The sequence below is a fragment of the Iamia sp. genome, assembly GCF_035575815.1.
Classification (GTDB): Bacteria; Actinomycetota; Acidimicrobiia; order Acidimicrobiales; family Iamiaceae; genus Iamia.
The window spans coordinates 1-26,078 of the sequence record NZ_DATLXO010000180.1 but is presented as its reverse complement, the minus strand read 5'-3'; the positions used below and the strand labels follow the sequence as shown (position 1 = coordinate 26,078).

25 protein-coding genes and 2 pseudogenes are annotated in these 26,078 nt (G+C 72.5%); 14 read left to right on the top strand and 13 right to left on the bottom strand.

Annotated features, from left to right (window positions below; all coding sequences use genetic code 11):
* A pseudogene (locus VNL12_RS21365) lies at nucleotides 1-141 on the top strand (IS110 family transposase); the annotation flags it as partial.
* Nucleotides 142-510: 369 nt separating this feature from the next.
* On the opposite strand, the gene VNL12_RS18465 reads toward VNL12_RS21365, so the two are convergent.
* On the bottom strand, nucleotides 511-765 hold the full coding sequence (locus VNL12_RS18465) for a hypothetical protein (RefSeq protein ID WP_325596466.1): 255 nt from the start codon (nucleotides 763-765) through the stop codon (nucleotides 511-513).
* A 152-nt stretch (nucleotides 766-917) separates the two neighbouring features.
* Between VNL12_RS18465 and VNL12_RS18460 the strand changes: the two genes are divergently transcribed.
* Together VNL12_RS18460 and VNL12_RS18455 are read left to right on the top strand one after the other, a co-directional pair.
* Entirely contained in the window at nucleotides 918-1,139 is a 222-nt protein-coding gene (locus VNL12_RS18460; protein WP_325596465.1) for a DUF433 domain-containing protein, read from the top strand.
* Between the two features lie 145 nt (nucleotides 1,140-1,284).
* Nucleotides 1,285-1,482: a DUF5615 family PIN-like protein gene (locus tag VNL12_RS18455; protein WP_325596463.1), complete on the top strand. Its 198-nt coding sequence runs from the start codon at nucleotides 1,285-1,287 to the stop codon at nucleotides 1,480-1,482.
* Between the two features lie 79 nt (nucleotides 1,483-1,561).
* Here VNL12_RS18455 and VNL12_RS18450 read toward each other — a convergent pair whose 3' ends face one another.
* Complete coding sequence (locus tag VNL12_RS18450; RefSeq protein WP_325596461.1) at nucleotides 1,562-2,302, bottom strand: hypothetical protein; 741 nt, start codon at nucleotides 2,300-2,302, stop codon at nucleotides 1,562-1,564.
* 125 nt (nucleotides 2,303-2,427) lie between these two features.
* Between VNL12_RS18450 and VNL12_RS18445 the strand changes: the two genes are divergently transcribed.
* On the top strand, nucleotides 2,428-3,243 hold the full coding sequence (locus tag VNL12_RS18445; protein ID WP_325596459.1) for a class I SAM-dependent methyltransferase: 816 nt from the start codon (nucleotides 2,428-2,430) through the stop codon (nucleotides 3,241-3,243).
* Nucleotides 3,244-3,275: 32 nt separating this feature from the next.
* Here the strand turns inward: VNL12_RS18445 and VNL12_RS18440 are convergent, their stop codons facing one another.
* Nucleotides 3,276-4,028: a ParA family protein gene (locus tag VNL12_RS18440; RefSeq protein WP_325596457.1), complete on the bottom strand. Its 753-nt coding sequence runs from the start codon at nucleotides 4,026-4,028 to the stop codon at nucleotides 3,276-3,278.
* A gap of 113 nt (nucleotides 4,029-4,141) precedes the next feature.
* Between VNL12_RS18440 and VNL12_RS18435 the strand changes: the two genes are divergently transcribed.
* Entirely contained in the window at nucleotides 4,142-4,342 is a 201-nt protein-coding gene (locus VNL12_RS18435; protein WP_325596456.1) for a hypothetical protein, read from the top strand.
* 110 nt (nucleotides 4,343-4,452) lie between these two features.
* Here VNL12_RS18435 and VNL12_RS18430 read toward each other — a convergent pair whose 3' ends face one another.
* Together VNL12_RS18430 and VNL12_RS18425 are read right to left on the bottom strand one after the other, a co-directional pair.
* On the bottom strand, nucleotides 4,453-5,742 hold the full coding sequence (locus VNL12_RS18430) for an alkyl sulfatase dimerization domain-containing protein (protein ID WP_325596454.1): 1,290 nt from the start codon (nucleotides 5,740-5,742) through the stop codon (nucleotides 4,453-4,455).
* Nucleotides 5,743-5,945: 203 nt separating this feature from the next.
* The gene (locus VNL12_RS18425) at nucleotides 5,946-7,046 is read right to left on the bottom strand and encodes a TIGR00730 family Rossman fold protein (protein WP_325596452.1); all 1,101 of its coding nucleotides are present in this window, start codon (nucleotides 7,044-7,046) and stop codon (nucleotides 5,946-5,948) included.
* Nucleotides 7,047-7,197: 151 nt separating this feature from the next.
* Here VNL12_RS18425 and VNL12_RS18420 point away from each other — a divergent pair, with 151 nt between their 5' ends.
* Complete coding sequence (locus VNL12_RS18420) at nucleotides 7,198-7,503, top strand: TetR-like C-terminal domain-containing protein (RefSeq protein ID WP_325596450.1); 306 nt, start codon at nucleotides 7,198-7,200, stop codon at nucleotides 7,501-7,503.
* 754 nt (nucleotides 7,504-8,257) lie between these two features.
* Here VNL12_RS18420 and cofH read toward each other — a convergent pair.
* From cofH to tkt, 4 genes are all read right to left on the bottom strand, one after another.
* Nucleotides 8,258-10,618, bottom strand: coding sequence for a 5-amino-6-(D-ribitylamino)uracil--L-tyrosine 4-hydroxyphenyl transferase CofH (gene cofH / locus VNL12_RS18415; protein WP_325596448.1), 2,361 nt, complete (start codon nucleotides 10,616-10,618; stop codon nucleotides 8,258-8,260).
* 167 nt (nucleotides 10,619-10,785) lie between these two features.
* Nucleotides 10,786-11,475 carry a 6-phosphogluconolactonase gene (gene pgl, locus VNL12_RS18410; RefSeq protein WP_325596447.1) on the bottom strand — a complete coding sequence of 230 codons (690 nt, stop codon included), beginning with the start codon at nucleotides 11,473-11,475 and terminating at the stop codon, nucleotides 10,786-10,788.
* 55 nt (nucleotides 11,476-11,530) lie between these two features.
* The gene (gene tal, locus VNL12_RS18405) at nucleotides 11,531-12,658 is read right to left on the bottom strand and encodes a transaldolase (RefSeq protein ID WP_325596445.1); all 1,128 of its coding nucleotides are present in this window, start codon (nucleotides 12,656-12,658) and stop codon (nucleotides 11,531-11,533) included.
* Nucleotides 12,659-12,748: 90 nt separating this feature from the next.
* Complete coding sequence (gene tkt, locus VNL12_RS18400; RefSeq protein WP_325596443.1) at nucleotides 12,749-14,731, bottom strand: transketolase; 1,983 nt, start codon at nucleotides 14,729-14,731, stop codon at nucleotides 12,749-12,751.
* A gap of 169 nt (nucleotides 14,732-14,900) precedes the next feature.
* Between tkt and VNL12_RS18390 the strand changes: the two are divergent.
* Nucleotides 14,901-16,351 (top strand): annotated as a pseudogene (locus tag VNL12_RS18390) (aldehyde dehydrogenase).
* A 9-nt stretch (nucleotides 16,352-16,360) separates the two neighbouring features.
* Entirely contained in the window at nucleotides 16,361-17,470 is a 1,110-nt protein-coding gene (locus VNL12_RS18385; RefSeq protein WP_325596441.1) for a phosphotransferase family protein, read from the top strand.
* A gap of 34 nt (nucleotides 17,471-17,504) precedes the next feature.
* Here the strand turns inward: VNL12_RS18385 and VNL12_RS18380 are convergent, their stop codons facing one another.
* The 4 genes from VNL12_RS18380 to VNL12_RS18365 form a co-directional block, all read right to left on the bottom strand.
* Nucleotides 17,505-18,197, bottom strand: coding sequence for an alpha/beta hydrolase (locus VNL12_RS18380; RefSeq protein ID WP_325596440.1), 693 nt, complete (start codon nucleotides 18,195-18,197; stop codon nucleotides 17,505-17,507).
* Between the two features lie 67 nt (nucleotides 18,198-18,264).
* The gene (locus tag VNL12_RS18375; protein ID WP_325596438.1) at nucleotides 18,265-19,446 is read right to left on the bottom strand and encodes an FIST signal transduction protein; all 1,182 of its coding nucleotides are present in this window, start codon (nucleotides 19,444-19,446) and stop codon (nucleotides 18,265-18,267) included.
* A gap of 8 nt (nucleotides 19,447-19,454) precedes the next feature.
* Nucleotides 19,455-19,841 (bottom strand): hypothetical protein, encoded by a 387-nt coding sequence (locus VNL12_RS18370; RefSeq protein ID WP_325596436.1) that lies wholly within the window; start codon nucleotides 19,839-19,841, stop codon nucleotides 19,455-19,457.
* A gap of 138 nt (nucleotides 19,842-19,979) precedes the next feature.
* Entirely contained in the window at nucleotides 19,980-21,074 is a 1,095-nt protein-coding gene (locus VNL12_RS18365; RefSeq protein WP_325596434.1) for an N-acetylglucosamine-6-phosphate deacetylase, read from the bottom strand.
* 156 nt (nucleotides 21,075-21,230) lie between these two features.
* Here VNL12_RS18365 and VNL12_RS18360 point away from each other — a divergent pair, with 156 nt between their 5' ends.
* From VNL12_RS18360 to VNL12_RS18335, 6 genes are all read left to right on the top strand, one after another.
* The gene (locus tag VNL12_RS18360; RefSeq protein ID WP_325596432.1) at nucleotides 21,231-21,851 is read left to right on the top strand and encodes a TetR/AcrR family transcriptional regulator; all 621 of its coding nucleotides are present in this window, start codon (nucleotides 21,231-21,233) and stop codon (nucleotides 21,849-21,851) included.
* Nucleotides 21,852-21,903: 52 nt separating this feature from the next.
* Nucleotides 21,904-24,105: an acetate--CoA ligase family protein gene (locus VNL12_RS18355; protein ID WP_325596430.1), complete on the top strand. Its 2,202-nt coding sequence runs from the start codon at nucleotides 21,904-21,906 to the stop codon at nucleotides 24,103-24,105.
* Nucleotides 24,105-24,815 carry an LON peptidase substrate-binding domain-containing protein gene (locus VNL12_RS18350; RefSeq protein WP_325596428.1) on the top strand — a complete coding sequence of 237 codons (711 nt, stop codon included), beginning with the start codon at nucleotides 24,105-24,107 and terminating at the stop codon, nucleotides 24,813-24,815. Before VNL12_RS18355 ends, VNL12_RS18350 begins: the two co-directional genes overlap by 1 nt.
* Nucleotides 24,816-24,974: 159 nt before the next feature.
* Entirely contained in the window at nucleotides 24,975-25,313 is a 339-nt protein-coding gene (locus VNL12_RS18345) for a hypothetical protein (RefSeq protein ID WP_325596426.1), read from the top strand.
* Nucleotides 25,314-25,362: 49 nt separating this feature from the next.
* The gene (locus VNL12_RS18340) at nucleotides 25,363-25,575 is read left to right on the top strand and encodes a hypothetical protein (protein ID WP_325596424.1); all 213 of its coding nucleotides are present in this window, start codon (nucleotides 25,363-25,365) and stop codon (nucleotides 25,573-25,575) included.
* Nucleotides 25,576-25,597: 22 nt separating this feature from the next.
* A complete protein-coding gene (locus tag VNL12_RS18335; RefSeq protein WP_325596422.1) occupies nucleotides 25,598-26,068 on the top strand; it encodes a hypothetical protein in 471 nt (156 codons plus the stop codon).
* Nucleotides 26,069-26,078: the final 10 nt, after the last annotated feature.

The window sequence follows — 26,078 nt, the reverse complement described above, 5'->3', positions numbered from 1 at the left end:
GCCTTCGCCGCCACCACCCGCAGCCAGGTCGCCATCATCGCCGCCCTCAACGCCGAGGTCGCCGCCCTCGCCGACGAGCTGGCCGCCCATTTTGAACAGCACCCGGACGCCGACATCTACCTCTCCCAGCCAGGAATCGGTCGCAAGGGGATCGGGACCCTCTTGGTGTCCTCGATGCTGCGCCGAGCCGAACACGACGAACGAGGGTGCTTCCTGTTCACCGCCACCGCTCAGAACGCGAGCTGGTACGAGTCCTTCGGGTTCACCGTGATGGCGAACTACCACCCCACCGCCACCTGGCCCGAGGTGTGGGCCATGTGGCGCGACGCCCGTCCGTGCCCGTAGTCGGCCCGTCCCGCCATGTACCGCCACGGCCGGGTTCCGACCCGGCCCTTCGGGGACAGGTGGCGCGACGGCACGGTGGCACACATGGTGGAGCACGCCGGCCGGCGTGCGGAACGTGAAGGTCGGACGAACTCTGAGCTGACCCACGAGGCCGTCGGGTCGGGCTCAGGCGTCGTCCTCGCCGACGGTGCGCAGGGCGGTGGTCAGCGCGGCCCGGAGCCGGCGGGCGGTGGCCGGGGCCAGGTGGGCGGCGATGCGCTCGCTCGCGCCGGGGACCTCGAGCACCACCTGCACCCGGATGTCGTCGATGCCCTCGATGTCGTCGACCAGGTTGAGGATCCACCAGACCGGTGGGGTGTCCTCCTGATCGTCGGGTCCGGACGGGTGGTCGTCCCAGGCGGCGTCGATCGACTGCTTCACGCCGGCCAGTCAACCACGGCCCACCGGCCCTCAGCGGCGGCGAGGACCGGATGGGGAAGGAACGTGGAGGCACCTCGGGCCCGACCCTCCGCGTCCCACTCACAGCCCGCACTGCAGGTCGGACCTGAGTAGACGCCGAGTACGCTCGACGCATGGATCTCTCAGGGTTGATCGATGTGCGGCCGGGCGTCCGCAGCGGCAAGCCCTGCTTCATCGGGACGCGCATCGCGGTCTACGACGTGCTCGAATACCTGGCGAGCGGCATGACCCACGACGAGATCGTGGCTGACTTCCCCGAGCTGACCGAGGCCCACATCCGAGCCGCGCTCGAGTTCGCGGCCGTGCGGGAGCGTCGGCTCGCCGCCCCTGCGTGAGGCTGCTGTTCGACCAGAACTTGTCGCGGCGCCTCGTGGGCGAACTGGGCAACGCTGTTTCCCGACAGCGTCCACGTCGGCGCCGTGGGCCTCGAAGAGGCTCCCCATCGCGAGATCTGGCTCTACGCAGGGGAGCACGGACTACATGATCGTCTCCAAGGACTCCGACTTCCGCCAGCTCGCCTTCCTCCTCGGCCCTCCGCCCAGGGCACTGTGGCTTCGGGTCGGCAATCGCTCGACGGTGGCCATCGCCGAGCTCCTGAGCTCCAGCGCCGATGTCATCGCCCGTTTCGCCGAGTCCGAGGATGAAGCGCTCTTGGTGCTGCCCGCCCTCGACAGCTGATTCGGTCCCACGGGTGGTCGTCCCCGGCGGCGTCGATCGACTGCTTCCGACGGCCAGTCAACCACGAGCCCACGGGTCCTCAGCGGCGGCGGAGGACCGGGTGGGGGAGGAACGTCGAGGCGCTCCGGGCCTCGACGTAGTCGACGAACATACCGAACGGGACCCGGCCGGTCATCTCGATGATCTCGTCGCGCATCTCGGCGTAGACCGGCTGGTGACCCTCGAAGGCGCCGTCGTCCGCGGTGCACCACCAGTGGAACTCGTGGCCGCCCTCGCCCCAGTCACGGCGCTTCCACTCCCGGAGGGTGGAGGTGACGTGGCCGTAGGGGTCGGTCTCATCCACCCGGCGCAGCGGCACCTGCCAGCAGACCTCGGGCTTCCAGTCCATGAACCGGTCGCCGGCCTCGAGCGCGGCCTGGTGCAGCGAGCAGCCGGGGCCGTTCGCGAACCCGGGCCGGTTGAGGAAGATGCATGCGTCATCGACGAGGCGCGACACCGTCTCACCGGCCTTGGTCACCTTGATCGGCCCACCCCGCTTGCGGGCGACCTTCTTGAACTGCCACTGGTCGTCGGTCATGCGCTCGGCCATGGCCTCGACGTGGGCCCGGTCCTCGGCTCCGGTGAAGTGGGCGCCGTAGGAGCAGCAGCCCTGCACCATCTCCGGCGCCGGCGCGTCGAGCACGCCCGGGCACCCCCGTCCGAAGATGCAGGTCCACGGGCTGGTGAGGAACGTGATGTCGTAGACCCAGGTGCGGTCCTCGTCGGGATCGTCGAACGACACGTACTCGTGGAGGTCCTCGGGGGGTCGTCGTCGGGCCACCGGTCGACCCTACCGGTGCCCTGCTCGCCCTCCGAACCCGATGGCGGCGACGGCACCCCGGCTGCGGTATCGGAGGATCCGGGGCCGCGCTGGTCGCGACCTCCCTCGTTCGCGAGGATGCCTGTGTGACGTCAGCTGCACCGGGCCAGAAGCGTGGTTGGCGGCTGGACGAGATGGCCGGCATCGGCCGCGAGAACCTGGACGAGCAACACGTCTCGCGCTACGACGAGAAGGAGGACGCTGACGCGGAGGCCGAGGTGCGTCTGCTCCAGTCGGTGGGGTTGACCCCAGGTTCGACCGTCGTCGACCTCGGCGCCGGCACCGGTCAGTTCGCGCTGGCCGCGGCCGAGGTGTGCCGGCGCGTCGTCGCCGTCGACCCCTCGCCCGTCATGCTCAGCCTGCTCCGGGACAAGGCTCGAAGTCACTCGGTGCCGCTGGAGATCGTCCAGGGCGGCTTCCTGACCTACGAGCACGACGGCGAGCCGCCCGACTTCGTCTACTCGCGCCTTGCGCTGCACCACCTCCCGGACTTCTGGAAGGCCGTCGCCCTCGGCCGCATCCGGCGCATGCTCGGGCCTCGGGGGCTCCTTCGCCTCTGGGACGTCGTGTACCACTTCGGAGTCGATGAGGCCGAGGACCGCATCGAGCGGTGGTGTGCCACGTTGGCCTCGGACGGCGATGGCGATTGGACGCGTGGCGATCTGGAGGAACACGTCAGGGACGAGCACTCCACGTTCACCTGGCTCCTGGAGCCGATGATCCTCCAGACCGGCTTCGAGATCCGCGACGTGAGCTACTCCGACGACGGGTTCTTCGCCCACTACCTTCTGTCGACCTCGCCGCCCCCGTGGGGCTCACGGGCGCACCAGGGTGGCAGTCTCGGGTTGCGGGGCCTGATGGGGCGGCCTCGTAGGTCGCTCCGGTGCGGCTCGCGGCGGTGACGGCGGTGTCTTCGGCGCAGGGGCGGTGACCGTCAGGGGTGGGGGAGGTCGAGGCGCTCGGCGACCTCGGCCCACAGCTCGCGCATCGCGATCGACGCGAGCGACCGAGGGGCGGCGACAACCGTCGGGATCTGTTCGAGCGGCATCCGCTCTACCGCAGATGACACCGGCACGGCAGCACCGAGAAAGCTCCGGTTGGTGCGGACCTCGTCCATCAGGCGCCGGTGGAGCGGCTTGCGGCGGTCGACGAGGGACAGGAACGGGGCCAGCAGCTCAGGCGGGGCACCCAGATCGCCGAGGACGTCGCTGAAGCGGTCGAGGGCCCTCAGGTCGAGTGGGGCGGGCACGACCGGCACCAGCAGCAGGTCGACCGAGCGCACGAGCACCTCGGTGGCGGGCCCGATGCCCGGCGGGCAGTCGACGAGCACCACGTCGTAGTCGCGGGACACCGCCGCCAGCACCCGCTTGAGCGATCGGCGGGGCTTGCGGTTGCCGCTCACGATCACGTCGGCTTCCCGCAGGCTCACGTCGCCGGGCAGGACGTCGAGGCGCGGGAGCCCCGACGGGCGGATCGAGCCGGTGTGGTCCCGGTCGGTGCCGAGCAGGCGCTGGGCGCCGCCCCGCAGCTTGGGCTTGACGCCCAGGCACGAGGTGGCCCCCGCCTGGGGATCGATGTCCCAGATGAGGGTCCGGTGGCCGGCGGCGGCGGCGAGGGCGGCGAGGTTCACGGTCGTGCTGGTCTTGCCCACCCCTCCCTTGAGCGCGGTGAGGGCCACGGCGTGCATCCGACGAGTGTGCCTCGTCGGGCGGGCGGAGGTGGACATCGCGCTACCGCGGCCCGTGGCCAGGCTCGGGGACCACGGTCGCGTCGGGCTGGCCCACGCGCGAGCATCGTCCGATGGCCGGCGAGCTCGACGACATCCGCCAACGACTCGAGGGCATCGGCGAGGAGCTGGCCGACCTGGCCATCCTCCGGCTGCGCGAGTCCATCGACGCCGGGGGCACCGAGTACCCGGTCGACGAGAAGCGCCTCACCCGCGCCCGCCGGGCGGTGGAGAAGGCCGTCCACCTCCTCGACGAACCCGACGACGCCGGCTGAGCGGCTTGAGCCCCGGTGCCACCGGGCCTGCGGTCGAACCAGGCCACCGTCGAGCCGTCCCGGTCACCGCGGTGCGTCTCCTCGCACCGGCGTCGGTCCGAGTCCGCCGCTCAGCCGTCGACGATGGGGGCGGAGTCTCGGGCGGCGGCGGCGAAGATGCCCTTGGCCATGAGGGAGGTCTCGGCCGTGCGGCGGCGTTCGTAGAGCTGCTGGCGGACGGCGTGGATGTCGCGGTCGTCGGGGGCGGCGTCGCCGGCCCACTCGACGAGCTGGCAGGCCAGGCGCAGGCCACCGGCCTCCGCGGTCTCCGTGGCCCGTCGGGCGAGGACGGCGGCGCCGCCGGCCAGAGTGGCGACCTCGTTGGCGATCGCGCTGTCGGGAGCGGGCTTGAGGCGGGCAGGGTTACCGTCCCACCAGCCGCCGTAGAGGCGCCAGATGTTGCGGACCACGAACTCGGGCTCGTCGTACATGGGGCGCAGGTAGGGCTTGGCCAGCGTCTCGTCGGGGACGTGAACGGAGTGGACGATCTCGTCGAGCGTGACGCCGTCGTTCATGAGACCGACGACGCGGGCCACCAGGTCTTCGAGGGTGGTGGCGACATCGTCGAACACTCGGGCGATGCGCTCCTTGCCCTCGATGGGGAGCCCGTGGGCGGGCAGGAGCAGCTCGGGCTCGAGCGCGGCCATCTGGCGGAGGCAGGCCGCCCACTCGGCGGGGTAGCGCTGGACCTTCTGGGGGTTGCCGGCGTTGGGGTAGTTCCAGATGAGGAAGTCGCCGCAGGCGATGGCCCGGTGCGACGGGATCCAGGACCAGGTGTGGTCGTCGGTCTCGCCTCGGCCGTGGTGCAGCTCGATGTCGGTGCCGCCGACGTTCAGGGCCAGGTGGGTCTCGTAGGTGACGTCGGGTGCGGCGGTGTCGTCGGGGAGGAAGTGGTGCGCCCGATCGCCGCCGATGCGGAGCTTGGTGGCCCCGATGCCCCCGAACTGCCGGTTGTTGATGTGCGAGTTGTAGCCGTCGGTGTCGCGGTAGCGGGCGAAGCGGGCGGGCACGGCATCGTGGGCGATGAACCGGGGCCGCTTGTCGCCCCGGCCCTCGGCGTCGGCGACGAAGGCGGGCGAGCCGCCTACGTGGTCGAGGTGTCCGTGGGTGTAGACGAGCGAGTCGACCGGGTCGGTGGACCAGGCTCGGAGGGCGTCGACCACCGCCGCACCGGTGAACGGGCTGCTGGCGTCGAACACGACCAGGCCGTCGTCGGTGCGCAGGGCGACGGAGTGGCTGAACGACTCGACCACCGCGATGCCGTCGCCCACCTCCGACAGCTCCTGGGTGACCCGGTTGGTCGGGGTGTCGACGTCCCCCGAGTCGATGATGCCCGACGAGAGAGCGAGGAGATCAGCCATGTGAGCAACCTTGCCTCAGCGAGAGAGCGCGCGCGCGAGCTCGATGGCACCCGCGCTCGGGCCGTTCGGCGCCTTCGACATCGCCTGTGACCGCATCGCGCGTGCCCCGATCGAGAAGCTCGTGGCTTGCAGCACGCACATGGGACGGTCGAGCAGCCGATGAACCGCCGGGCGTCGCGCTCCTCGAGCTGCTGGACCGGATCTCAGGCCGGAGCGGTGGCGTTGATGGCGCGGACGAGGTGGTGGAGGCCGGCCATCTTGAACACGTTGAACGTGCACGCCAGGCGGGGTAGGTCGAGGTGGTCGTCGTCGGCCCTCTCGGGCGCGAAGGGTTCGGCCCGATCGATGCGGCCCTCGGTGCAGAGGTGGGCGAAGCGATCGTTGAGGTCGGTCAGGTCCTCGTCGCTCACCGGGGTGAGGGTGCGGATCACCAGCCGGGTGCCGACCCAGCGGGTCGAGTGGTAACGACGGTAGAAGCCGGTGACCAGCGAACAGGCGGTGGCGACGTCGTCGGTGCGGTCGGTCAGGTCGATGTCACCGGCGTCGACGTAGCCACCTTCGACGAGGTGCTCCTCGACGAAGCGGGCCCAGCCGTGCCAGTACTGGCCGCCGGGCTCGTCGAGCAGGATCACCGGGGCGGGCACCGCCTTGCCCGTCTGCTGCAGGGTCAGCAGCTCGAGGGTCTCATCCAGGGTGCCGAACCCGCCGGGGAGGGCCACGAAACCGGCGGACTCCTTGATCAACATGAGCTTGCGGGTGAAGAAGTACTTCATGGTGACGAGCTTGGGGTCACCGGTGATGACCTCGTTGGCGTCCTGTTCGAAGGGCAGGCGGATGTTCACCCCGATGGAGCGGTCGCGCCCGGCACCCTCCATGCCGGCCTGCATGATCCCGGGACCGGCCCCGGTGACGACCATCCACCCGGCGTCGGCCATCTCGGCCGCGGTGCGGCGGGCCTGGTCGTAGAGGGGCCCACCGGCGGCAGTGCGGGCGGAACCGAAGATCGTGACCTTGGGGATGTCGCGGTAGGGCGCGAACACGGCGAAGGCATCGCGCATCTCGGCCACCGCGGCCCGCACGATCTTGAGGTCGAGGCGCTCGGTGTCGTCGCGGCCGAGGCGGGCGGCGGTGCGGATGACGTCCCGGATCAGGTCGCCGTCGGCGGGGGCGTCGATGACCCCGATCAGCTCGGCGATGGCGTCCTCCACCGCCGGGTCGAGATCACCGCCGAGGGCGCGGGCCACCGGTGCGGTGCCGAGAGGGGTCAGGGGCTCGGGCGGCTCGGGCAGCGGATCGGGGGCCATGGCCGGGCCAGCCTCGCACGTCACCGTCGTTCACCGTGCTGAGGGCCACGTTCCGCACCCCGCCCGATGTTCGCGGAGCCGTTCCGGAACCGGATGTGGGTGAGCAGCGATTCTGCCTTACGGGTCGCGGATTGGCCTGAGTGCTTGCAGCGTGTCGACGCCCACTACCTCTTCTCGCCACGCGCTCGCTCACGCAGGCCACTACCGGCTGCTCTTCGGTGGCGACGTCGGCGACGAGGCGCTGCGATACGGACTCGAAGCGTTCGAGCTGTGCGTCGATGGCTGCCGTGGGGTCGTCGAAGCAGGCTTGGTCGGCGATGTCGACCCGCGGCAGCTGGCGACGGCGATGTGGGCATTCGATCACGGCTACATCGAGCTCGCCTCGACGACCCGGGGAGCGATCCTTCCCTCTCCGGCCGAAGCGCTCCACGCTCTGCTCGCGGCCATGACTCGATGAACGCGTGCTCGGTGAGCCTCGCTCGGCGCCGTCGCGGCCGTAGCACTCGCATGCGCAGACCAGAACTTGTCCGGGTGGCGGACCGGGCGGTAGTCGCACGAGGGGCAAGGTCCGATCAGCTCGCCGCCGGGGTCAGGAGGCGGCCGAGCCGACCCGGCGCGATCGAGAGCGCGGTGGGCATGCCCTCAGACAGGGATCGCAACACGTTGGCGGCTCCGAGGAGGAAGGCGGCGTGGATCGACGCCGCGCGACGGGCCGCCAACGCCTCGGCTACGGCCGCAGCCAGCAGGAACCCGCCGCCGTGGTCGAGCGCCTGCGCCGACAGCGGGACGGACGACTGAGGTCAGTGGCGACGCCGTGGGGGTGGCTTCGTCCGCAAAATGCCGCCGCGCAACGGCCGTAGTCGACCACCGCGTGCTCGAGCTCGTCACGCGATCGGCGGGCTACCGCCGCCGCCGCTCGCGTGCCATTCGAGTCATCAGACTGCAGGAGCGCCGCCAGCGCCGCCAGCGCCGCCCGTCGATTCGAGGTGTAGTTGATGTGCAGCCTGATCCAGCCGTCCGCCGCCTCGTGTCACCAGCGATGGGATCCCAGATGGCCGGTTGCTCCCACCCGATGGGCCTGAAGAGCGCTTCGCTGATGAAACCCTGCAACCCTGTGGAGGCCAGATCCGGGCTACAGGCCGAATCCTGCGCCCAGAATCGACGCAGCCGCCCGCTGCGGCTCAGCCTGTTGCGGGTTCGAGCGACGCGGTTTAGCCCGTGGCGGGTTCAGGCTCAGGCGCGACCCGCTCGTAGAGGGTGGTGCGCTGCTCGAGGGTGCGGCCTAGGGGTTCCACGATGGCCCCGAAGCCGTCGGTGTCCATGCCCTGGCCGTGGGAGGCGCCGGCGGCCCGCGAGATGCTCTCGTCCATGAGGGTGCCGCCGAGGTCGTTGACGCCCGAGCGCAGCAGCTGCTGGACCCCGCCGGCGCCCAGCTTCACCCAGGACGCCTGGATGTTGGGCACCAGGCCGTCGTACGCGATGCGGGCGACGGCGTGCATGAGCACCACCTCGCGGAACGTCGGGCCACGACGGGACCGTTGCTGGAGGTAGAGCGGCGCCGCCATGTGGACGTACGGCAGGGGCACGAACTCGGTGAACCCGCCGGTCTCGGCCTGCAGGTCGCGGGTGGCCACGATGTGGCGGGCCCAGCTGTCGGGGCTCTCGACGGCCCCGAACATGATGGTGATGTTCGACCGCAGCCCGACCTGGTGGGCGGTGCGGTGGGCGTCGAGCCACTCCTCGGTGTCGATCTTGTCGGGGCAGAGGATCTGACGGACGTCGTCGTCGAGGATCTCCGCAGCGGTGCCCGGCAGGGTGCGCAGGCCGGCGACCATGAGCCGCTGCAGGTAGACCGCCAGGGGCTCACCGAGGCGCTTGGCCCCCTCGGTGACCTCGAGGGCGGTGAAGCCGTGGACGTGGATGTCGGGCGCCGCTTCCTTCACCGCCCGGGTGACGTCGATGTAGTAGTCGCCGTCGAAGCTCGGGTGGATGCCGCCCTGGAGGCACACCTCGGTGGCCCCGAGGTCCCACGCCTCGCTCACCCGGCCGGCGATGTCGTCGAGGGTCAGCAGGTAGGGGGTGCCGCGCAGGTTGAGCGAGCGCGGCCCCTTGGAGAACCCGCAGAACCGACACTTGAAGGTGCAGACGTTCGTGTAGTTGATGTTCCGGTTGCGGACGTAGGTGACCACGTCGCCGACGGCGGCGGCCCGCAGTGCGTCGGCCACCTCCGCCACCGCGTTGACCTCCCGGCCGCGGGCGGAGAAGAGGGTGACGATCTCGTCGTGACCGACCTGCTCGCCGGCGGCCACCCCGTCGAGGACCTCGCGCACCGCCCCGCCGATCGGTGCCGACGGCCCCGGGACAAGGGTCGCGGGGGTCACATCGGCGCCGGAGTACCAGGCCGTCGAGCGACGGCCGACGAGGAGGACCTCGGCCCCGTCGCCCACGTTGCGCACCTCGCCCACCTTGTTGGGGAAGGCCGCCCCGGGGTCGTCGCGTCCGAGCCCCTCCGCATCGGCGCGGTCCATGACCGCGAAGTGCAGGCCGGGGTCGATCCAGGTGTCGGGGTCGTCCACGAAGCGAGGGTGCGCGGTGAGGCGGGGGGCCAGCTGGCGGCCGACCGCCGCGGTGGCGTCGCGCAGGGCGTCGAGGTGCGGCCACGGACGCTCGGGGTTGACGTGGTCGATCGTGACGGGGGAGACGCCGCCGAGGTCCGACACGCCGGCGGCCAGCAGGGGGGCGACCTCGTCGGCCAGGTTGGGCGGGGCCTGGACGTGCACGTCGGGCGGCAGGATCAGGCGGGCCAGGGCGATGGCCCGGAGGTGATCATCGGGAGGGCACGGCGGGTGGCCGTGCATCGCGGTGCCCGGCTTGGGCAGGAAGTTCTGCACGATCACCTCCTGCACGTGACCGTGTCGTCGGTGCACCGCGGCGATGGCCTCGACCGCCGCGACGCGGTCGGCCTCCTCCTCACCGATGCCGCAGAGGATGCCGGTGGTGTAGGGGATGTGCAGCTCACCGGCCCACTCGAGGGTGTCGAGCCGACGCACCGGCAGCTTGTCGGGCGCGCCCCGGTGGGCGAGCAGGTCAGCGCGGAGCGTCTCGACCATCATCCCCTGGCTGGGGCTCACCTCGCGGAGGCGGGCCAGCTCGTCCTTGGGCAGTGCACCGGGGTTGGCGTGGGGGAGCAGACCCGAGTCGTCGAGGACCGCCCGACAAGCGGCGACGAGGTAGTCGGTGGTCGACGTGTAGCCCCGATCGTCCAGCCAGGCCCGCGCCGCGGGGTAGCGCTCCTCAGGCGCCTCGCCCAGGGTGAAGAGCGCCTCGTGGCAGCCGGCGGCCGCACCCCGACGGGCGAGGACGAGCACGTCATCGAGCTCGAGGTACGGCGAGGACAGCCGGGCCGGGGGCTGGGCGAAGGTGCAGTACCCGCAGCGGTCGCGGCACAACATGGTGAGCGGGATGAACACCTTGGGCGAGAACGTCACCCGCCGACCGAAGGCAGCGTCACGTGCCTCGCCGGCGCGGGCCAGGAGCTCGGAGGTCGCCAGGGCGGTGAGGTCCGCGGTCACCCGCGCAGGTTACCGGCGAGCGGCGGCGTCCCTCGCGCTCGCCGACTGCGCTGCCCTCGGCCTCGCACCGAGGGGCGGGGAGCCAGCCCCGGAGAGCCCTCCGGATCAGCAAGGGCGCGGGTGGCGTCCGGCCTGTGGCGGTCGACCCAACGACGCGCAGTGACTGATCAGGTGCCCGTGGGTTCGGCGGGGAGCAGTGACGCCGCTGCGGGGTCGACCAGCCAGATGACCCGTTCGCCCTCGATGCGCGCGCCCGGGGTGTCGTCGCCCCGGGCGACGGCCGCGAGGGCCTCGGCCTTCTCCTCGCCGGCAACGGTGACGAGCACCAGGCGGGCCCGGGCGATGCCGGCGAAGGTGAGGGTCATGCGGGTGTAGGGGTTGTCACCCGAGGGGTCGTCGTTCAGGGTCACCAGGCGGCCAGGGTCGGCCTCCAGGGCCTCGGACCCGGCGAAGAGCGACGCGGTGTGTCCGTCCGCGCCGAGTCCGAGGTGGATCACGTCGAAGCGGCCCAGGTCCCCGACCCGCAGCTGGTAGGCGTCGACCTCGGCGCAGCGCATCAGGTGGGTGGCGTTGGCGGCGCCGACCCGGTCGAGCAGCGCCTCGCGGGCCAGGAGGTAGTTGGAGCCCTCGTGGTCGTGGGGCACGCAGCGCTCGTCGCCCCAGTACACGTCGACCTTCCACCAGTCGATCCGGGTGAGGGCGTCGGCGGCGAGGCGCTCGTAGCAGCGGCGGGCCGTGCCACCGCCGGAGAGGGCGAGGGAGAAGGCATCATCGGCGCGAGCCCCGAACGCCTCGACCACTCGGTCGGTGAAGGCGCCGGGGACGTCGTCGACCACCGTGAGGCCCTCGAGGCTCACGATGCTCCCGCGGTCGCTGTCACCCCGACCGTGGTCGCAGACCGCCCGGCGGCGCTCACGAAGGGCCTGCATCCGGGCGCAGGGCGGCCGCCTTCTCCCCGAGGGTGCCGAGCAGGTCGTCGTAGGACGCCTCGAAGGCGTTGACGCCCTCCTTCTCGAGCAGGTCGGTGACGTCGTCGAGCGGAACGCCCACCGCTGCGAGGCGCGCGAGGGACTCGATGGCATCGGCGTCCTCGGTGTCCACGGTGCGAGCCACGGTGCCGTGGTCGGCGAAGGCCTCGAGGGTGGCGTCGGGAAGGGTGTTGACGGTGTCGGGGCCGATCAGCGTGTCGACGTAGAGGATGTCGGGGTAGGCGGGGTCCTTGGTCGACGTCGAGGCCCACAGGGGCCGCTGGACCTTGGCCCCGGCGGCGGCCAGGGCCTCCCACCGAGGACCCGAGTAGCGCTCGAGGAAGAGGGCGTAGGCGCGCCGGGCGTTGGCGACCGCGGCGCGGCCCTTCAGGGCGACGGCCTCGTCGGTGCCGACGGCGTCGAGGCGACGGTCGACCTCAGCGTCGACGCGGCTGACGAAGAACGACGCCACCGACGAGACACCGGCGATCGCCTCGGACGAGGCCCCCGAGGCCACCAGCTCCTCGAGCCCGGCCTGGTGGGCTTCGATCACATCGCCGTAGCGGTGCAGGCTGAAGAGCAGCGTGACGTTGATGCTGCGGCCCTCGGCGATCATGCGCTGGATCGCGGGGAGACCCTCGGTGGTGCCCGGGATCTTCACGTACAGGTTGGGCTCGTCGATGCGCTGGTGCAGGTCGCGCGCCGCGGTGGTGGTGCCCTCGGTGTCGCGGGCCAGGCTGGGCGCCACCTCGACCGACACGTAGCCGTCGCCGCCGTCGCTGGCGTCGTACACCGGACGCAGCACCGCCAGGGCGCCCTCGATGTCGGACACGACGAGTTCCCAGTAGGTGTCCTCGACCGACATCCCGGCGTCGAGGCACGCGCGGAACTGGTCGTCGTAGTCGTCGGAGCCGGCGATGGCCTTCTGGAAGATCGACGGGTTCGAGGTCACCCCCCGCACCCCCCGACGCACCCACGCCGCCAGCTCGCCGTGATCGAGAAAGCTGCGGCGCAGGTTGTCGAGCCACGGGCTCTGGCCCTGCTGGTCATAGAGGTCGTGCAGGCGGGTCATCGGGACCTCCGGGTGGGGTCGGGCTGTGGTGGGGTCAGGCTGTGGTCGGGCCGAGACCCGGGCGGGTCGGGGCCGGGGGCCGAGTACGGATCAGGCGTCGGCGGGGCCGTCCAGGTCGGCGAGCAGCTCGCGACCGCGCTCGACCACGTTCTCGGGTGTGAACCCGAACCGGGCCAGGACCTCGTCACCGGGCGCCGAGACGCCGAAGCGGTCGATGCTGACGCTGGCGTCGGCCCAGCGGTCCCAGCCGAGCGACACGCCCGCCTCCACCGCGAGGGTGGGGATGCCGGCGGGCAGGACGAAGTCCTGGTAGTCGAAGTCCTCGGCCGCGAAGAGGTCCCAGGAGGGCATGGACACCACCCGCACCGAGAGGCCGTCGGCCCGGAGCAGCTCCGCGGCCTCGGCGCAGACCCAGACCTCGCTGCCGGTGCCGATCAGCACCAGATCGGGGTCCTCGACGTCGTCGGAGAGCACGTAGGCGCCGCGGAACACGCCGTCGGGGTCGGTGCCGGCGAGCACCGGCAGGCCTTGGCGCGACAGGGCCAGGGCGGTGGGGCCGGTGCCGGCGACGGCCACGGCCCAGGCCGCGGCGGTCTCGTTGGCATCCGCGGGGCGGATCACCCGCAACCCCGGGATGGTGCGCAGGGCCATGAGGTGCTCGACGGGCTGGTGGGTGGGGCCGTCCTGGCCCAAGCCCACCGAGTCGTGGGTGAAGGAGAACACGACCTTGGCCTCGCTCACCGCCGCCAGGCGGACCGCCGGGCGGCAGTAGTCGCTGAACTGCAGGAACGTGCCGCCGACGGGGAGGGTGCCGCCGTGGACGCCCATGCCGTTCATCACCGCGGCCATACCGTGCTCGCGGACGCCGAAGTAGATCTGGCGGCCGCCGGGATCGTCCCGCGACTGGACGCCCACGTCGGTGATGGCGGTGCCGGTGTTGCCCGAGAGGTCGGCGCCGCCGCCGATGAGGCCGGGCACGGCGTCGAGGAGGGCCCCGAAGCACTCCCCGCTGGCCACGCGGGTCGCGATTTTGGTGCCGACCTCGTAGGTCGGGAGGGCGGCGGCCCACTCGTCGATGCCGGTGGCGGCCTGGGCCGCGGCCCAGGCGGTCTTGTCGCCGTCCCAGTCGTCGAAGCGCTGCTGCCACTCGGCGTGGGCGGCCTGGCCCCGGGTCCCCGCCTCGCGGTAGAGCTCCAGCACCTCGTCGGGTATGTGGAACATCTCATCCGCGGGCAGGCCCATGACCTCCTTGGTCCGGGCCACCTCCTCGGCGTCGAGGGGGTTGCCGTGGGCCTTCGGGTCGTCGGTGAAGGTGGGCGACGGGTAGGCGACGTGGCTGCGCAGCACGAGCAACGTGGGCCGGGTCTCGTCCACCTTGCCGGCGAGCAGACCGGCCTCGAGCGCGTCGAGGTCGTTCGCCACCTCGCCCAGCTCGATGACCTCCCAGCCGTAGGCCCGGAAGCGGGCCGGGGAGTCGTCGGAGAAGGAGAGCTCGGTGCGGCCGTCGATCGAGATGTGGTTGTCGTCGTAGACGGCGACCAGTCGCCCCAGCCCGAGGTGGCCGGCGAGCGAGGCCGCCTCATGGCTGATGCCCTCCTGGAGGTCGCCGTCCGACGCGATCACCCAGGTGTGGTGGTCGACGACCTCGGGGCCGTAGGTGGCGCGCAGCCACCGCTCGGCGAGGGCCATCCCGACGGCGTTGGCCAGTCCCTGGCCGAGGGGGCCGGTGGTGACCTCGACCCCGGCGGTGTGGTGCACCTCGGGGTGCCCCGGGGTCGCCGAGGCCCACTGGCGGAAACCCTTGAGGTCATCCAGGCTCAGCCCGTAGCCGGTGAGGTGCAGCATCGAGTACTGCAGCACCGAGGCGTGGCCGCAGGAGAGCACGAAGCGGTCGCGGTCGACCCACTGGGGCGACGCCGCGTCGTACTTCATCACCCGGGTCCAGAGCACGTGGGCCAGCGGGGCCAGGGCCATGGCGGTGCCCTGGTGACCGCTGTCGGCGTGGAGGGGCATGTCCATGGACAGGCCACGGATCACGTTGATGGCGCGCGTCTCGAGCTCGTGGTCGGTCACGCCCCGCACACTAGTGAGCGGGTGGTGGACCCACTCCGCCGACGGACTCCCGCACCGCCGGGAGCCGGGAGTCCTGCGATCCGGTGGCCAGCGCCTCGGGGCCGGTGTCCTGACGGGCCGTCAGGTTTCGCCCTACGCTGCGCTGGACACCTGACCAGGAGCGCCTGCGATGCCCGACTTCCCCGTCCACGACCGCCTGTTCATCGGCGGTGACTGGGTCGCCCCGACCGGCGGCGACGTGATCGACGTCGTCAACCCCTCCACCGAGGCGCTGGCCGGACGGGTGCCCGACGGGACGACGGCCGACATCGACGCCGCGGTGGCCGCGGCCCGTGACGCCTTCGACCACGGACCCTGGCCCCGCATGAGCCCCAAGGAGCGGGCCGAGGTCCTCGCCGCCACCTCCGGCGCCATCACCGCCGACATCAGGGACTGGCCGAGCTGATCTCCACCGAGAACGGGTCGCCGGTCTCCTGGTCGGTCATGGGCCAGGTCTTCGCCGCGACCATGGTCGCGGACCAGTACGTGGCCCTCGCCGACTCCTACGCCTTCACTGACGTGCGCGCCGGGATGATGGGCCCCTCGGAGGTGCGCCGGGTGCCCGTCGGGGTCGCAGCCGGGATCATCCCGTGGAACGTGCCCCTCTTCATCTCCATGCTGAAGCTGGCCCCCGCCCTCGTCGCCGGGTGCACGATGGTGCTCAAGCCCGCCCCCGAGTCGCCGCTCGACGCCTACGTGCTGGCCCAGATGCTGAGCGACGCCGGCCTGCCGCCCGGCGTCGTCAACATCGTCGCCGCCGGGCGCGAGGTGGGTGAGCACCTCGTGACCCACCCGGGGGTCGACAAGGTGTCCTTCACCGGATCGACGGCCGTCGGTCGCCACATCGGGGCCCTCTGCGGCGGTCTGCTGCGCCCCGTCACCCTCGAGCTGGGCGGGAAGTCGGCCGCCATCGTCCTCGACGACGCCGACATCGCCACCGCGGTCGCCGGCATCGTGCCCAACGGGCTCATGAACAACGGTCAGGCGTGCGTGGCCCAGACCCGCATCCTGGCCGGGCGCGAGCGCTACGCCGAGGTCGTCGAGGCCGTGACCGAGGCCACCGGGGCCATGAAGGTCGGCGACGCCCTCGACCCCGGGACCGAGGTCGGTCCACTGGTGGCCGAACGGCAGCGCGACCGGGTCGAGGGCCTCATCGCGTCGGGGCGCGAGCAGGGCGCCCGGGTCACCGTCGGCGGCGGTCGCCCGGCCGGGCTCGACCGGGGCTGGTTCGTCGAGCCCACCGTGTTCGCCGATGTCACCAACGACATGCGCATCGCCCAGGAGGAGATCTTCGGGCCCGTGCTCTCGGTGATCCCCTTCGACGACGTCGAGGACGCGGTGCGCATCGCGAACGACTCCGACTACGGGCTGTCGGGCTCGGTGTGGGGTGCCGACTCCGAGGCCGCGGCGGACGTGGCCCGCCGGATCCGCACCGGCACGATCAACGTCAACACCTTCACCATGGACATGGGCTCGCCGTTCGGGGGGTGCAAGGCCTCGGGACTCGGCCGCGAGCTGGGCCCCGAGGGGCTCGAGGCGTACCTGGAGACCCAGACCGTCGCCCACCGGGCCGAGGTCTGAGCACCGACGATGGCGCTCCCGAGCCCCCGCGACCCCGAGGTCACCCGCGCCGTCCTGGCCGGGTGGATCGGCGGGCGCGTCGACGGCGAGGTGTCGGTCGCCCCACCGTCGGGCCCGGCGGCCACCGGCTTCAGCAACGAGACGATCCTCGTCGACGCCACCTGGGACGAGGGTGACGGCGTCGCCGAGCACCGGTTGGTGTTCCGCGTGCAGCCCACGTCCCACGCCGTGTTCCCCCACGACCTCTTCGAGGTGCAGCACCGGGTGATGTCGGCCCTGGGCGATCAGCGCGGCCTGCGGGTGCCGCGGCTGCGGTGGTACGAGGAGGACGCCTCGGTGCTCGGGGCGCCGTTCATGGTGATGGACCGCGTCGATGGGGAGGCCCCCACCGACAACCCGCCGTACCCCACCGAGGGCTGGCTGAAGGACGGGTCCCCGGAGCTCCAGCGCGCCGTGTGGGAGCGCGGCCTCGACGCCATGGCCGCCGTGCACCAGGTGGACTGGAAGGGCCACGGCCTGGCCGACCTCGACCCGTGCCCCGAGGGGGGCAGCCGGCTCGGGGCCCGGGTCGAGGAGTGGGCCGCCATGTTGCGCTGGGCCTCACCGGAGGTGCGCCAGGCGGTCCCCGAGGCGGGGCTGGCGTGGCTGCGGGAGAACCAGCCGCCCGACATCGCGGACCCGGCCCTGTGCTGGGGCGACAGCCGGATCGGCAACCAGCTCTTCGACGGCCGGGACTCGCCCGCCACCGTCCACGTGGCCGCGGTGCTCGACTGGGAGATGGTCCACGTCGGTGACCCGGTGCAGGACCTGGGCTGGTTCACGTGGATGGATCACACCCTCTCGGCCGGACTCGACGTGCCCCGCCTGCCGGGGCTGCCCTCGTACCCCGAGACCACGGCGCGGTGGGAGGCCGCCACCGGGCGCTCGGCCCACCAGCACCGCTGGGCCGAGATCCAGGCCGGGGTGGGCTTCGCCATCGTGATGGTGCGCCTGACCGAGCTGCTCAAGGACTCCGAGCTGTTCCCCCACGACACCGACTACGACCGCACCAACATGGGCTGCGTCGCGCTCGAGCGGGCCTTGGCCGCCCTCGACGTCCACCCCGACGACCTGGCCTGAGCTTCTCTCGGTCGCGGCGCCGGCACGAGTGCCGTCATAGGCCGAGGAAGGCGGCGATCGCCTCGACGAATGCCTCAGGCCTGTCCGTGTGCACGCCATGACCGCCGTCGATGGTGACGAGGTGGCCGTTCGCAAACTGGTCTGCCATCTCGGCCAGCTGCTGCTGGTCGACGTGGCTCTTTGCGCCTCCGGCGATCACGAGCGTCGGGATCGAGATGCTGGCGAGCGCATCCCACCACCGAGGGTCAGGCTCGTTGCGCTGGGCGTAGATTGCGGGAACGACATCCCAGTCGAACGGCAGGTCGGCGGCGGGCTCTTCGGGCACCTCGCGTGCGGGCGTTGGCCGGCGGGGCGGCGGAGCCTCCTCGAGGACGAGCCGCCCGATGGCCGCCGACTGCTGTCCGGCCGCGAGGTAGGCGACCATCCCGCCGAGCGAGTGCCCGACGAGACACGCGTCCACCAGACCCAGCTCGTCGAGTGCGTCCAGCAGGTCGTCTCTCATGAGCTCCAACGAGTACTGCGGCATGTGTGGGCTCGCACCGTGACCACGCAGGTCGAAGGCGTACACCGATCGGCACGGAGCCAGTGCGGCGGCAACCCGCTCCCAGGTGGTCGAGCTCTCACCCAGCGAGTGCAGCAGCACGATCGCGGGACCCGAGCGGTCACCCCAGCGCCGGTACGCGAGCCGGGCGCTCCCTGCGCCGTCGTCCGGGACCGTCGCCGACACGGCCCCAAGGCTACAGGGCTGTAGTCAGGGCGGCCGGGCCGCTCGTCGGGCACAGGCCCCGACGAGGTCAGGGGCAGGTGCGGAAGAGCAGGATCGAGGCGGTGAAGCCGTGGAGGTGGCTGCGGGCGCCGATCGGTCCGATCTCGCCGGCACAGGCCATGCCGGCCACCGCTGGGCCGACCAGCTCGGAGACCAGCTCGGCGTCGTGGTCGGGGACGCCGAAGAACGGGTAGCCACGCCCGTTGCAGGTGAAGACCAGAGCCCCCCGCTCCCGGCCGGGGGCATCCTCGTCGGCGACGTCGGCCACGTCGGCCACGTCGGCCAGCAGGCGGCGGAGCTCGTCATCCGCGCTGGCCGCGTCGCGCACGTGGAACTGGATGGTGGTGCCCACCTCGACCCGGTCACCGATGACGACGCCGCCACGGTCGGGATCGACCCCGACGACGGTGCGGATGAGGAAGTCGCCGGTGCCGAAGGTGGCGAGGCCCTCGTCGACGACCACGCCGACCTGGGGGCCCATCTCGAACAGGCTGCGATCCTCCTCTCCGATGGCGTCGCGCAGGGCGAGCAGGCGGTCGAGGGCGGGTTGGCCGGCGAGGCCGAGGACGAGGGGACCGTCGACCTCGGTGACGATCATCGGTTCACCGACGGGACGGCAGCCCTGAGACACCAGCGGGGTGATCTCCACGCCGCGAGGGAGCAGCACTCCGACAGCGCCGTCGCGGTGGACCTCGTCGTCGAGGAGCAGGCGGTTGCCGCCGGGGCCGCGGGCGGCCGAGGCCAGCCCGCCCACGACGGTGAGCTCGGGAACGTCGTCGGCCATGGCTTCGAGCAGGGCCTCGAGGGGCAGGGAGAACGGGTCGGCGAGCAGGAGGAGGGTCCGGTCACCCCCCTCTCCGACCCCGGCGGGGACGCCCGCGATCGAGAGGCCGCCATCGACGGGACGAGCGGCCAGGCGCACGGGGACCACGGGACCCGTGCGCCCGGCCCAGAGCGAGACGGCCGGGCCGTGCTCGACCTCCCGGGGCCCGCCGATGACCGTCGACGCGGTGGCGCCGATCAACGTCCGCGGGGCGAGGGTGGCGCGGACCGTGGCGGCCAGGTCCGAGGCGATCCCGGCGAGAGCGGGCGAGACGAACAGCACCGCCAGGTCGGGCTCGGGCCCGAGGCGGTCGAGCACGGCGCCCACGACCTCCCCGATGGCTTCGGGTGGCGACGGGTGCTCGGAGAGGGCGGCGGCGAAGGACACGGGTGGGCTCAGCCCGACGGCGGCAGCAGGGTGAGCGGCACCACGGTGACCGGGCCCTGGTCGAGGCGGCAGTGGGCCTCCACGGTGTCGTAGTCGGTGAAGTCGAGCTGGGCCCGCACCAGGCGGTAGTTGAACTTGCCCGGCTCGACCTGCAGCGGTTGGACGTTGCGGGCGATCTGGGTGTCGACTCGGCGGTAGATCACCTCGAGGGCGCCCTGCCCGGCCTCGTCGGACCGGCACCGGACCAGCACGAGCAGGTGCGGCTCGACGGTCAGCGGCACCGGAGAGGGCGCGGCGAACGAGAAGTGCACGCCGGTGATGTCGATGCGCGTGGAGGGCCCGGGGACCGAGCGCATCTCCATCTCCTCGATGAAGACGGCGGCGACGATGTCCATGGGCCCACCGTAGGCCCCGCTTCGCGGTCGACCGACCCAATGGCCGTGACGGGGCTGCGCGGGGGCGCGGAGGCTGTCGGACAGCGCGAGAAGACCAGCGGGGCGGGAGATGGGGGGCGGGGCGGGGTGGGACGGGGTTCAGCCTTGGACCTGGGTGCCGCCGATCCAGGTCTCGGTGCAGCGGAGGGTGTGGGGGTCGAGGGCCACGACGTCGGCCCGCCGGCCCGAGGCCAGGGCACCGCGGTCGTGGAGGCCCAGCAGGGCGGCGGGGGTCGCCGACGCCGCCCGCACTGCCCGCTCCAGCGACACCCCCACCCGCCCGACGACGAAGGCGACGGCGGCGTCCATGGTGAGGCTGCTGCCGGCGATGGTGCCATCGGCGAGGCGTGGCGCCGATCCGTCGTGGACCAGACCGATCTCGTCGGCCCGGCCGGTGCGCCAGGCGACGGCGTCGGTGACGAGCGCGATGCGGCCGTCGGGCTTGCACCGGAAGGCGACATCGAGCGCCGCAGGGTGGACGTGGATGCCGTCGGCCACGAGCGACACCGCCACGCGGTCGTCGGTGAGGAACGCGCCGACCAGGCCGGGCTCACGGTGGTGGAGGCCCGACATGGCGTTGAAGCCGTGGGTCGCCAGCCGGGCCCCGGCGTCGATGGCCGCCGTCGCTTGGACGAGGGTGGCATCGGAGTGGCCGACCGCCGCGAGGCCGCGCCGGGCCACGACGGCCCGGATGCCGTCGAGGGCCCCGGGCCCCTCGGCGCCCAGCGTCACGAGCTTGACGATGGCGGGCAGGCCGGCGATCCACTCGGCGTCGGGCGGCCGGACCAGCTGCGGCGGGTGAGCGCCGGGCCGGGACCCGAGGAAGGGGCCCTCCAGGTGCACCCCGGCGATGTGGGGCCGGGCCCCGGGGCGGCCGGCGGCGGTGGCGATGGCCTCGATGCGGTCCGGGTACGCGCCTAGGGGTGCGGTGACGAGCGTCGGGAGCCAGGTGGTCGTCCCCTGGGCGGCCAACAGGTGGTCGAGCCGCTCCCAGCCGGCGGCGTCGGCGGTGGCCACGTCGACGTCGTCGATCCCGTTGACCTGTAGGTCGATGAGGCCGGGGGCGAGGATCCGATCCGGCACCAGTCCGGTGGTGGGCACGACGGAGGTGACCCGGCCGCCATCCATCTCGACCAGCCCGGGGGAGAGCACGCCCATCGGCGTGACCACTCGCGACCCCGCCAGCACCGTCACGGCCCGGACAGTACCGGTCGCCACCGGTTCGGGGGCGGCTCGAACTGGTCGCGGAAACCGTCGCGGGAGCGACGGCGATCGCGACCGGTTCGGGTGAGGGCTCGATCGGGTGGGGGGCCGGCCGGGGGGCGAGGGTTGGGCCGGTACCATGCGGTGGTGGCAGACGTGGTGGGCTCGACGCGGGATGCCATCTTGTCCGAGGCGCGCCGGTGCTTCGCCGAGAAGGGCTTCGACGGCACGTCGCTCAACGACATCGCCGCCGGCGTCGGCATCCGTCGCCCGAGCATCCTCCACCACTTCCCGTCGAAGGAAGCCATCTACGCCGAGGTCTTCCTCGGCGTCATGGGGCAGTGGTCGTCGCGGGTCGAACAGGCGGTCGAGGAGCCCTCGAACGAGGGTTGGAACAAGGTCGACCACGTCATCACCGCCGGCTTCCACTTCTTCCAGGAGAACCCCGACTTCGTCCGCATGGCCCGGCGTGAGGCCCTCGAGGGCGGTCGCCACCTGCCCATCGACCTCGGCAAGGTGCTGCGTCCCCACTTCGAGCGGGCGGTGGCCTACTTCCAGCGGGAGATGGACGCCGGCCGCTTCCGCCAGCACGACCCCGAGCACCTCGTGCTCTCGGGCTACGGGGCGATCCTCACCTACTTCTCCGACGGCCCGTTCCTGCTGGGCCTGCTCGATCGCGACCCCTTCTCCGACGAGGTCCTCGAGGCCCGCCTCCAGCACCTGCTCGACCTGTTCCGCACCGCCCTGGTGCCCGCCGAGGACGCCTGAGCGCACGGTCCGGCCGCCGGGGTCGGGCGGGGCGACGGTAAGGTCCGCCGCCGTGCCCGCCCCCTCCCCGGCCCTCACCCACACCCTGTCGGAGGCGGCGTCCAAGCGCCTGCTCGCCGGCCACGGTGTGCCGCTGCTGCCCGAGCGGGAGGTGCCCACCGCCGACGACGCGGTCGCGGCGGCCGCCGAGCTCGGTCTGCCCGTGGTCGTGAAGCTGTGCGGCGACGCCATCGCCCACAAGACCGAGCGCGGCCTGGTCCGCCTCGGGCTGGGCGACGACAGCGCGGTGCGCGCCGCAGCCGCCGACCTGCTCGCCGCGGTCACGCCCGCCGACGGCGATGTCTCGTTGCTGGTGGCGCCCATGGTGCGGGGCAACCGGGAGCTCATCGCCGGGGTGTCCCGCGATCCACAGTTCGGCCCGACGGTGCTCCTCGGCGTCGGCGGCATCCTGGCCGAGGCCGTCGGCGACGCGGTGGTGCGCCTCGTGCCCCTCTCGCGCGCCGATGCCGAGGACATGATCGACGGGCTCGCGACCCAGGCGCTGTTGGGCCCGTTCCGGGGTGAGCCCGCTGTCGAGCGCGACGCCCTCGTCGACGTGTTGATGGGGCTCTCCGCGGCGGTCGAAGCCGACCCGTCCATCGCGTCGATCGACCTCAACCCGCTGATCGTCGTCGACGGTCGACCCATCGCCGTAGACGCCCTCGTCGAGCGGGCGGACGCCGCACCCGACGCCGAACCCGCAGACGAGGCCGGACCGGGCCGAACGGGTGGCCGCCCGGCGCCGACCGCCGAGCAGTTCCGGGCCCTCTTCGAGCCCCGCGGCGTCATCGTGGCCGGGGCCTCGACGCACCCCGGGAAGTTCGGGTTCGTCACCCTCCACAACATCCTGGCCTGCGGCTATGAGGGGAAGGTGTTCGCCACGAACCGCGACGGGGCCGAGGTCCTCGGTGTACAGACGGTGCCCGACATCGCCGAGATCCCCGATGGCAAGGCCGATCTCATCTTCATGTGCACCCCGGCGGCGGCCAACCGCGAGCTGATCCGGGCGGCGGCGGCCAAGGGCGTCCGGGCCGCGTTCGTCACCTCCGCCGGCTACGGCGAGGCCGGCCCCGACGGCGAGGCGGCCCAAGCGGCGCTGGTCGCCCTGTGCGATGAGCTCGGCGTTCTGCTCGCCGGACCCAACGGCCAGGGCGTGGTGTCGACGCCCGCCGCGCTCTGCGCCCAGATCGTCGCCCCCTACCCCCCGGCGGGGCGCATCGGGGTGGCCAGCCAGTCGGGCAACTTCGTCTCCAGCTTCGAGAACCTCGCGGTGGCCACCGGCATCGGCATCAGTCGGGCCGTCAGCGCCGGCAACGCGGCGGCGGTCAATGTCGGTGACTACCTCGAGCACTTCGCCGTCGACCCCGAGACGGCGGTGAGCCTCGCCTACGTCGAGGGCGTGCCCGACGGCCGGGCCTTCTTCGAACGCATCCGCACCGTCGCCGCCCGCAAGCCCCTCGTGCTGCTGAAGGGGGGCGCCACCGCCGGCGGTCAGTCCGCGGCGGCGAGCCACACCGGTTCGTTGGCCACCGACGACCGCGTGTTCGACGGGGCCTGCCGCCAGGCCGGCGCGACGCGCGCGACCAGCGTCGAGGATGCCTTCGAGGCCGCCGCCACCTTCGCCACCCAGCCCCTGCCCCAGGGGCCGCGCACGGTCGTCATGACCACCGCCGGAGGCTGGGGCGTGGTCTGCGCGGATGCGATCCACCGCTCGGAGCTCACCCTGGCGGACCTGGCCGAGGAGTTGCGGGCGGCGATCGACGAAAAGCTGCCGCCGCGCTGGAGTCGGAGCAACCCCGTCGATCTCGCCGGGGGCGAGACCCGTGACACCATCCCGGAGGTGATGGAGCTGATCGCCGCCCACCCCGACGTCGACGCGCTGATCTACCTCGGACTGGGGATCCAGGCCAACCAGGGGCGTCTGATGCGCCGGGGCCCGTTCCACCCGGCTCACGGCCTCGGTCGGATCGTCGACTACCACGAGCGCCAGGACGCCCGCTTCGCCCAGGCTGCGGCCGACATCAGCGACGCCACCGGCAAGCCGATCCTCAGCGCGACCGAGCTCGCCGTCGCCGACCCGGAGAACCCGGGCCCGGCCACCGTCCGGGCCACCGGTCGGGTCTGCTACCCGACCGCCGACCGGGCGGTGCGGGCGCTCGAGCACCTGTGGCGGCGCCGCCGGTTCCTCACCCGTGCCGCAGAAGGCACGCCCTGATGCCCGCCGGCGACGAGCTCCCGACCGATCCCGACGACGACCCGGTCCCGGAGCCGCTCGCCGAGGGCACCCGGGACCTGCCCATGTTCCCGCTGGGCTCGGTGCTGGTGCCGTCGATGGTGCTGGGTCTCCACGTCTTCGAGCACCGCTACCGCCGCCTGGTGCGCGACTGCCTCGACGGCACGCCGGAGTTCGGGGTCGTGCTCATCGAGAGGGGCAGCGAGGTCGGCGGGGGAGAGGTCCGCACCATCGTCGGGACCGTCGCCCGCATGGTCGAGGCCGCCGAGCTCCCCGACGGACGCTTCGCCATCCAAGCCGTGGGCACCCAGCGGATCCGCGTCCAGCGCTGGCTCGACGACGCCCCCTACCCCCGGGCCGAGGTCGAGGACTGGCCCGACGAGCCGGCGGCGCCCGACGTCGACGTCGACGTCGACGTCGACGTCGACGCCCTGCGCACCGACGCATTGGCCCTGCTGCGCCGGTCGCTCGCGCTCCAGGCCGAGCTGGGCGAGCCGTCCCCGCCCAGCACCGTCGAGGTCACCGACGAGCACGAGGCCGCCAGCCACCAGATCGCGGCGCTGGCCCCGATCGGTCCCCATGACCGCCAGGCCCTGCTGGCGGCACCGGGCACGGCCATGCGCCTCACCGAGGAGGCGGTCCTGCTCGGCGAGGCCATCGAGCTGCTCACGGCGCGCCTGGCGATGGGCTGACGGGGAGGCGGGAAGATGGTGTCGACCTCCCGGACCGGGGAAGAGCGACGCCGGTGGTCGGTGCTTGCACCGTCCCCCCGGGCCAGGTAGGAAGACCTGCTCGGGGACCGGCCGGCCTCACTCGCAGCCCCGCTGCGAGACCGACACATGGAGACATCAGTGGCGAACCCCAAGCGAGCGACGGCCGACCGCGATCGTGGCCCCAAGGAGAGCGCGACCGAGGTCTGGGGGCTCGTCCGCGACTACGCCAAGCAGGAGACGGTCGACCCGCTGAAGGGCCTCGTCTCCTTCGCCAAGTGGGGTCTCATCGGCTCGGTCCTCGTCGGCATCGGGGTCATCGAGCTGGTCGTCGTGGTCCTCCGCGTGGCGCAGGCCGAGGGCTCCACCGCCCTGGACGGTCGGTGGAGCTTCGTGCCCTACCTGATCACCCTCGTGGTGGCCACCGTCGTCCTCCTGCTCACCAGGCGGGCCATGTCGGCCCGCCAGGTCAAGGCGTGACCCCGGCGCCCGCGTCTCCGCCCGCCCCGACCCCCAGGGAACCCCTCTGATGCCACCAGCCGACGAGAAGATCAGCCGCGACGACATCGAGGCCAAGCTCCGGGAGATCCAGGGCGAGGTCGACGAGACCGCCGAGTCGGCCAAGGGCATGGCTCTCGCCGTCGGCGCCGCCCTGGCCGTGGGGGCGATCGTCATCGTCTTCATCCTCGGCAAGCGGCGGGGCAAGCGGAAGACCACCATCGTCGAGGTGCGTCGGTTCTAGGGCCGACGCGCAGGATCTGATCGTGCCCCGGAAGGTCACCCCCAGCCCCACCGGCGTGTGGAAGCTCGTCGCGCGCGTCCAGCGGATCGCGCTCTCCGAGGGTCTGCGGGGCAAGGGTGGCACCTGGGTGGCCGTGGGCGTCGGGGCCTGGGGGCTTCAACGCGTGCGATCCCTCGCCGGGAAGGAGGACGAGATCCTGCTGCGCGAGCCGATCGCGCCGGGCGAGACCATCACCATCACCAACGAGACGACGACGCGAGCCGAGGCTGACGAGCGGGCGAAGGCGGCCAAGAAGCAGGGCCGACGCCTGGAGCGCCAGGCCGACGACGCCGAGAAGGTGGCCCGCAAGGCCCGCAAGGAGCTCACGCGGGCCGGGCGCCGCCAGCTCGCGGCCCAGCAGGCCAAGGAGGCCGCCGTCGCCGCCCGGCGCGCCGAGCGGCGACGGGGCGGGAAGGGTCGGGGCGGTCGGCGTCGACGTCGGCGCGCCCGCTGAGCGCGCCGGC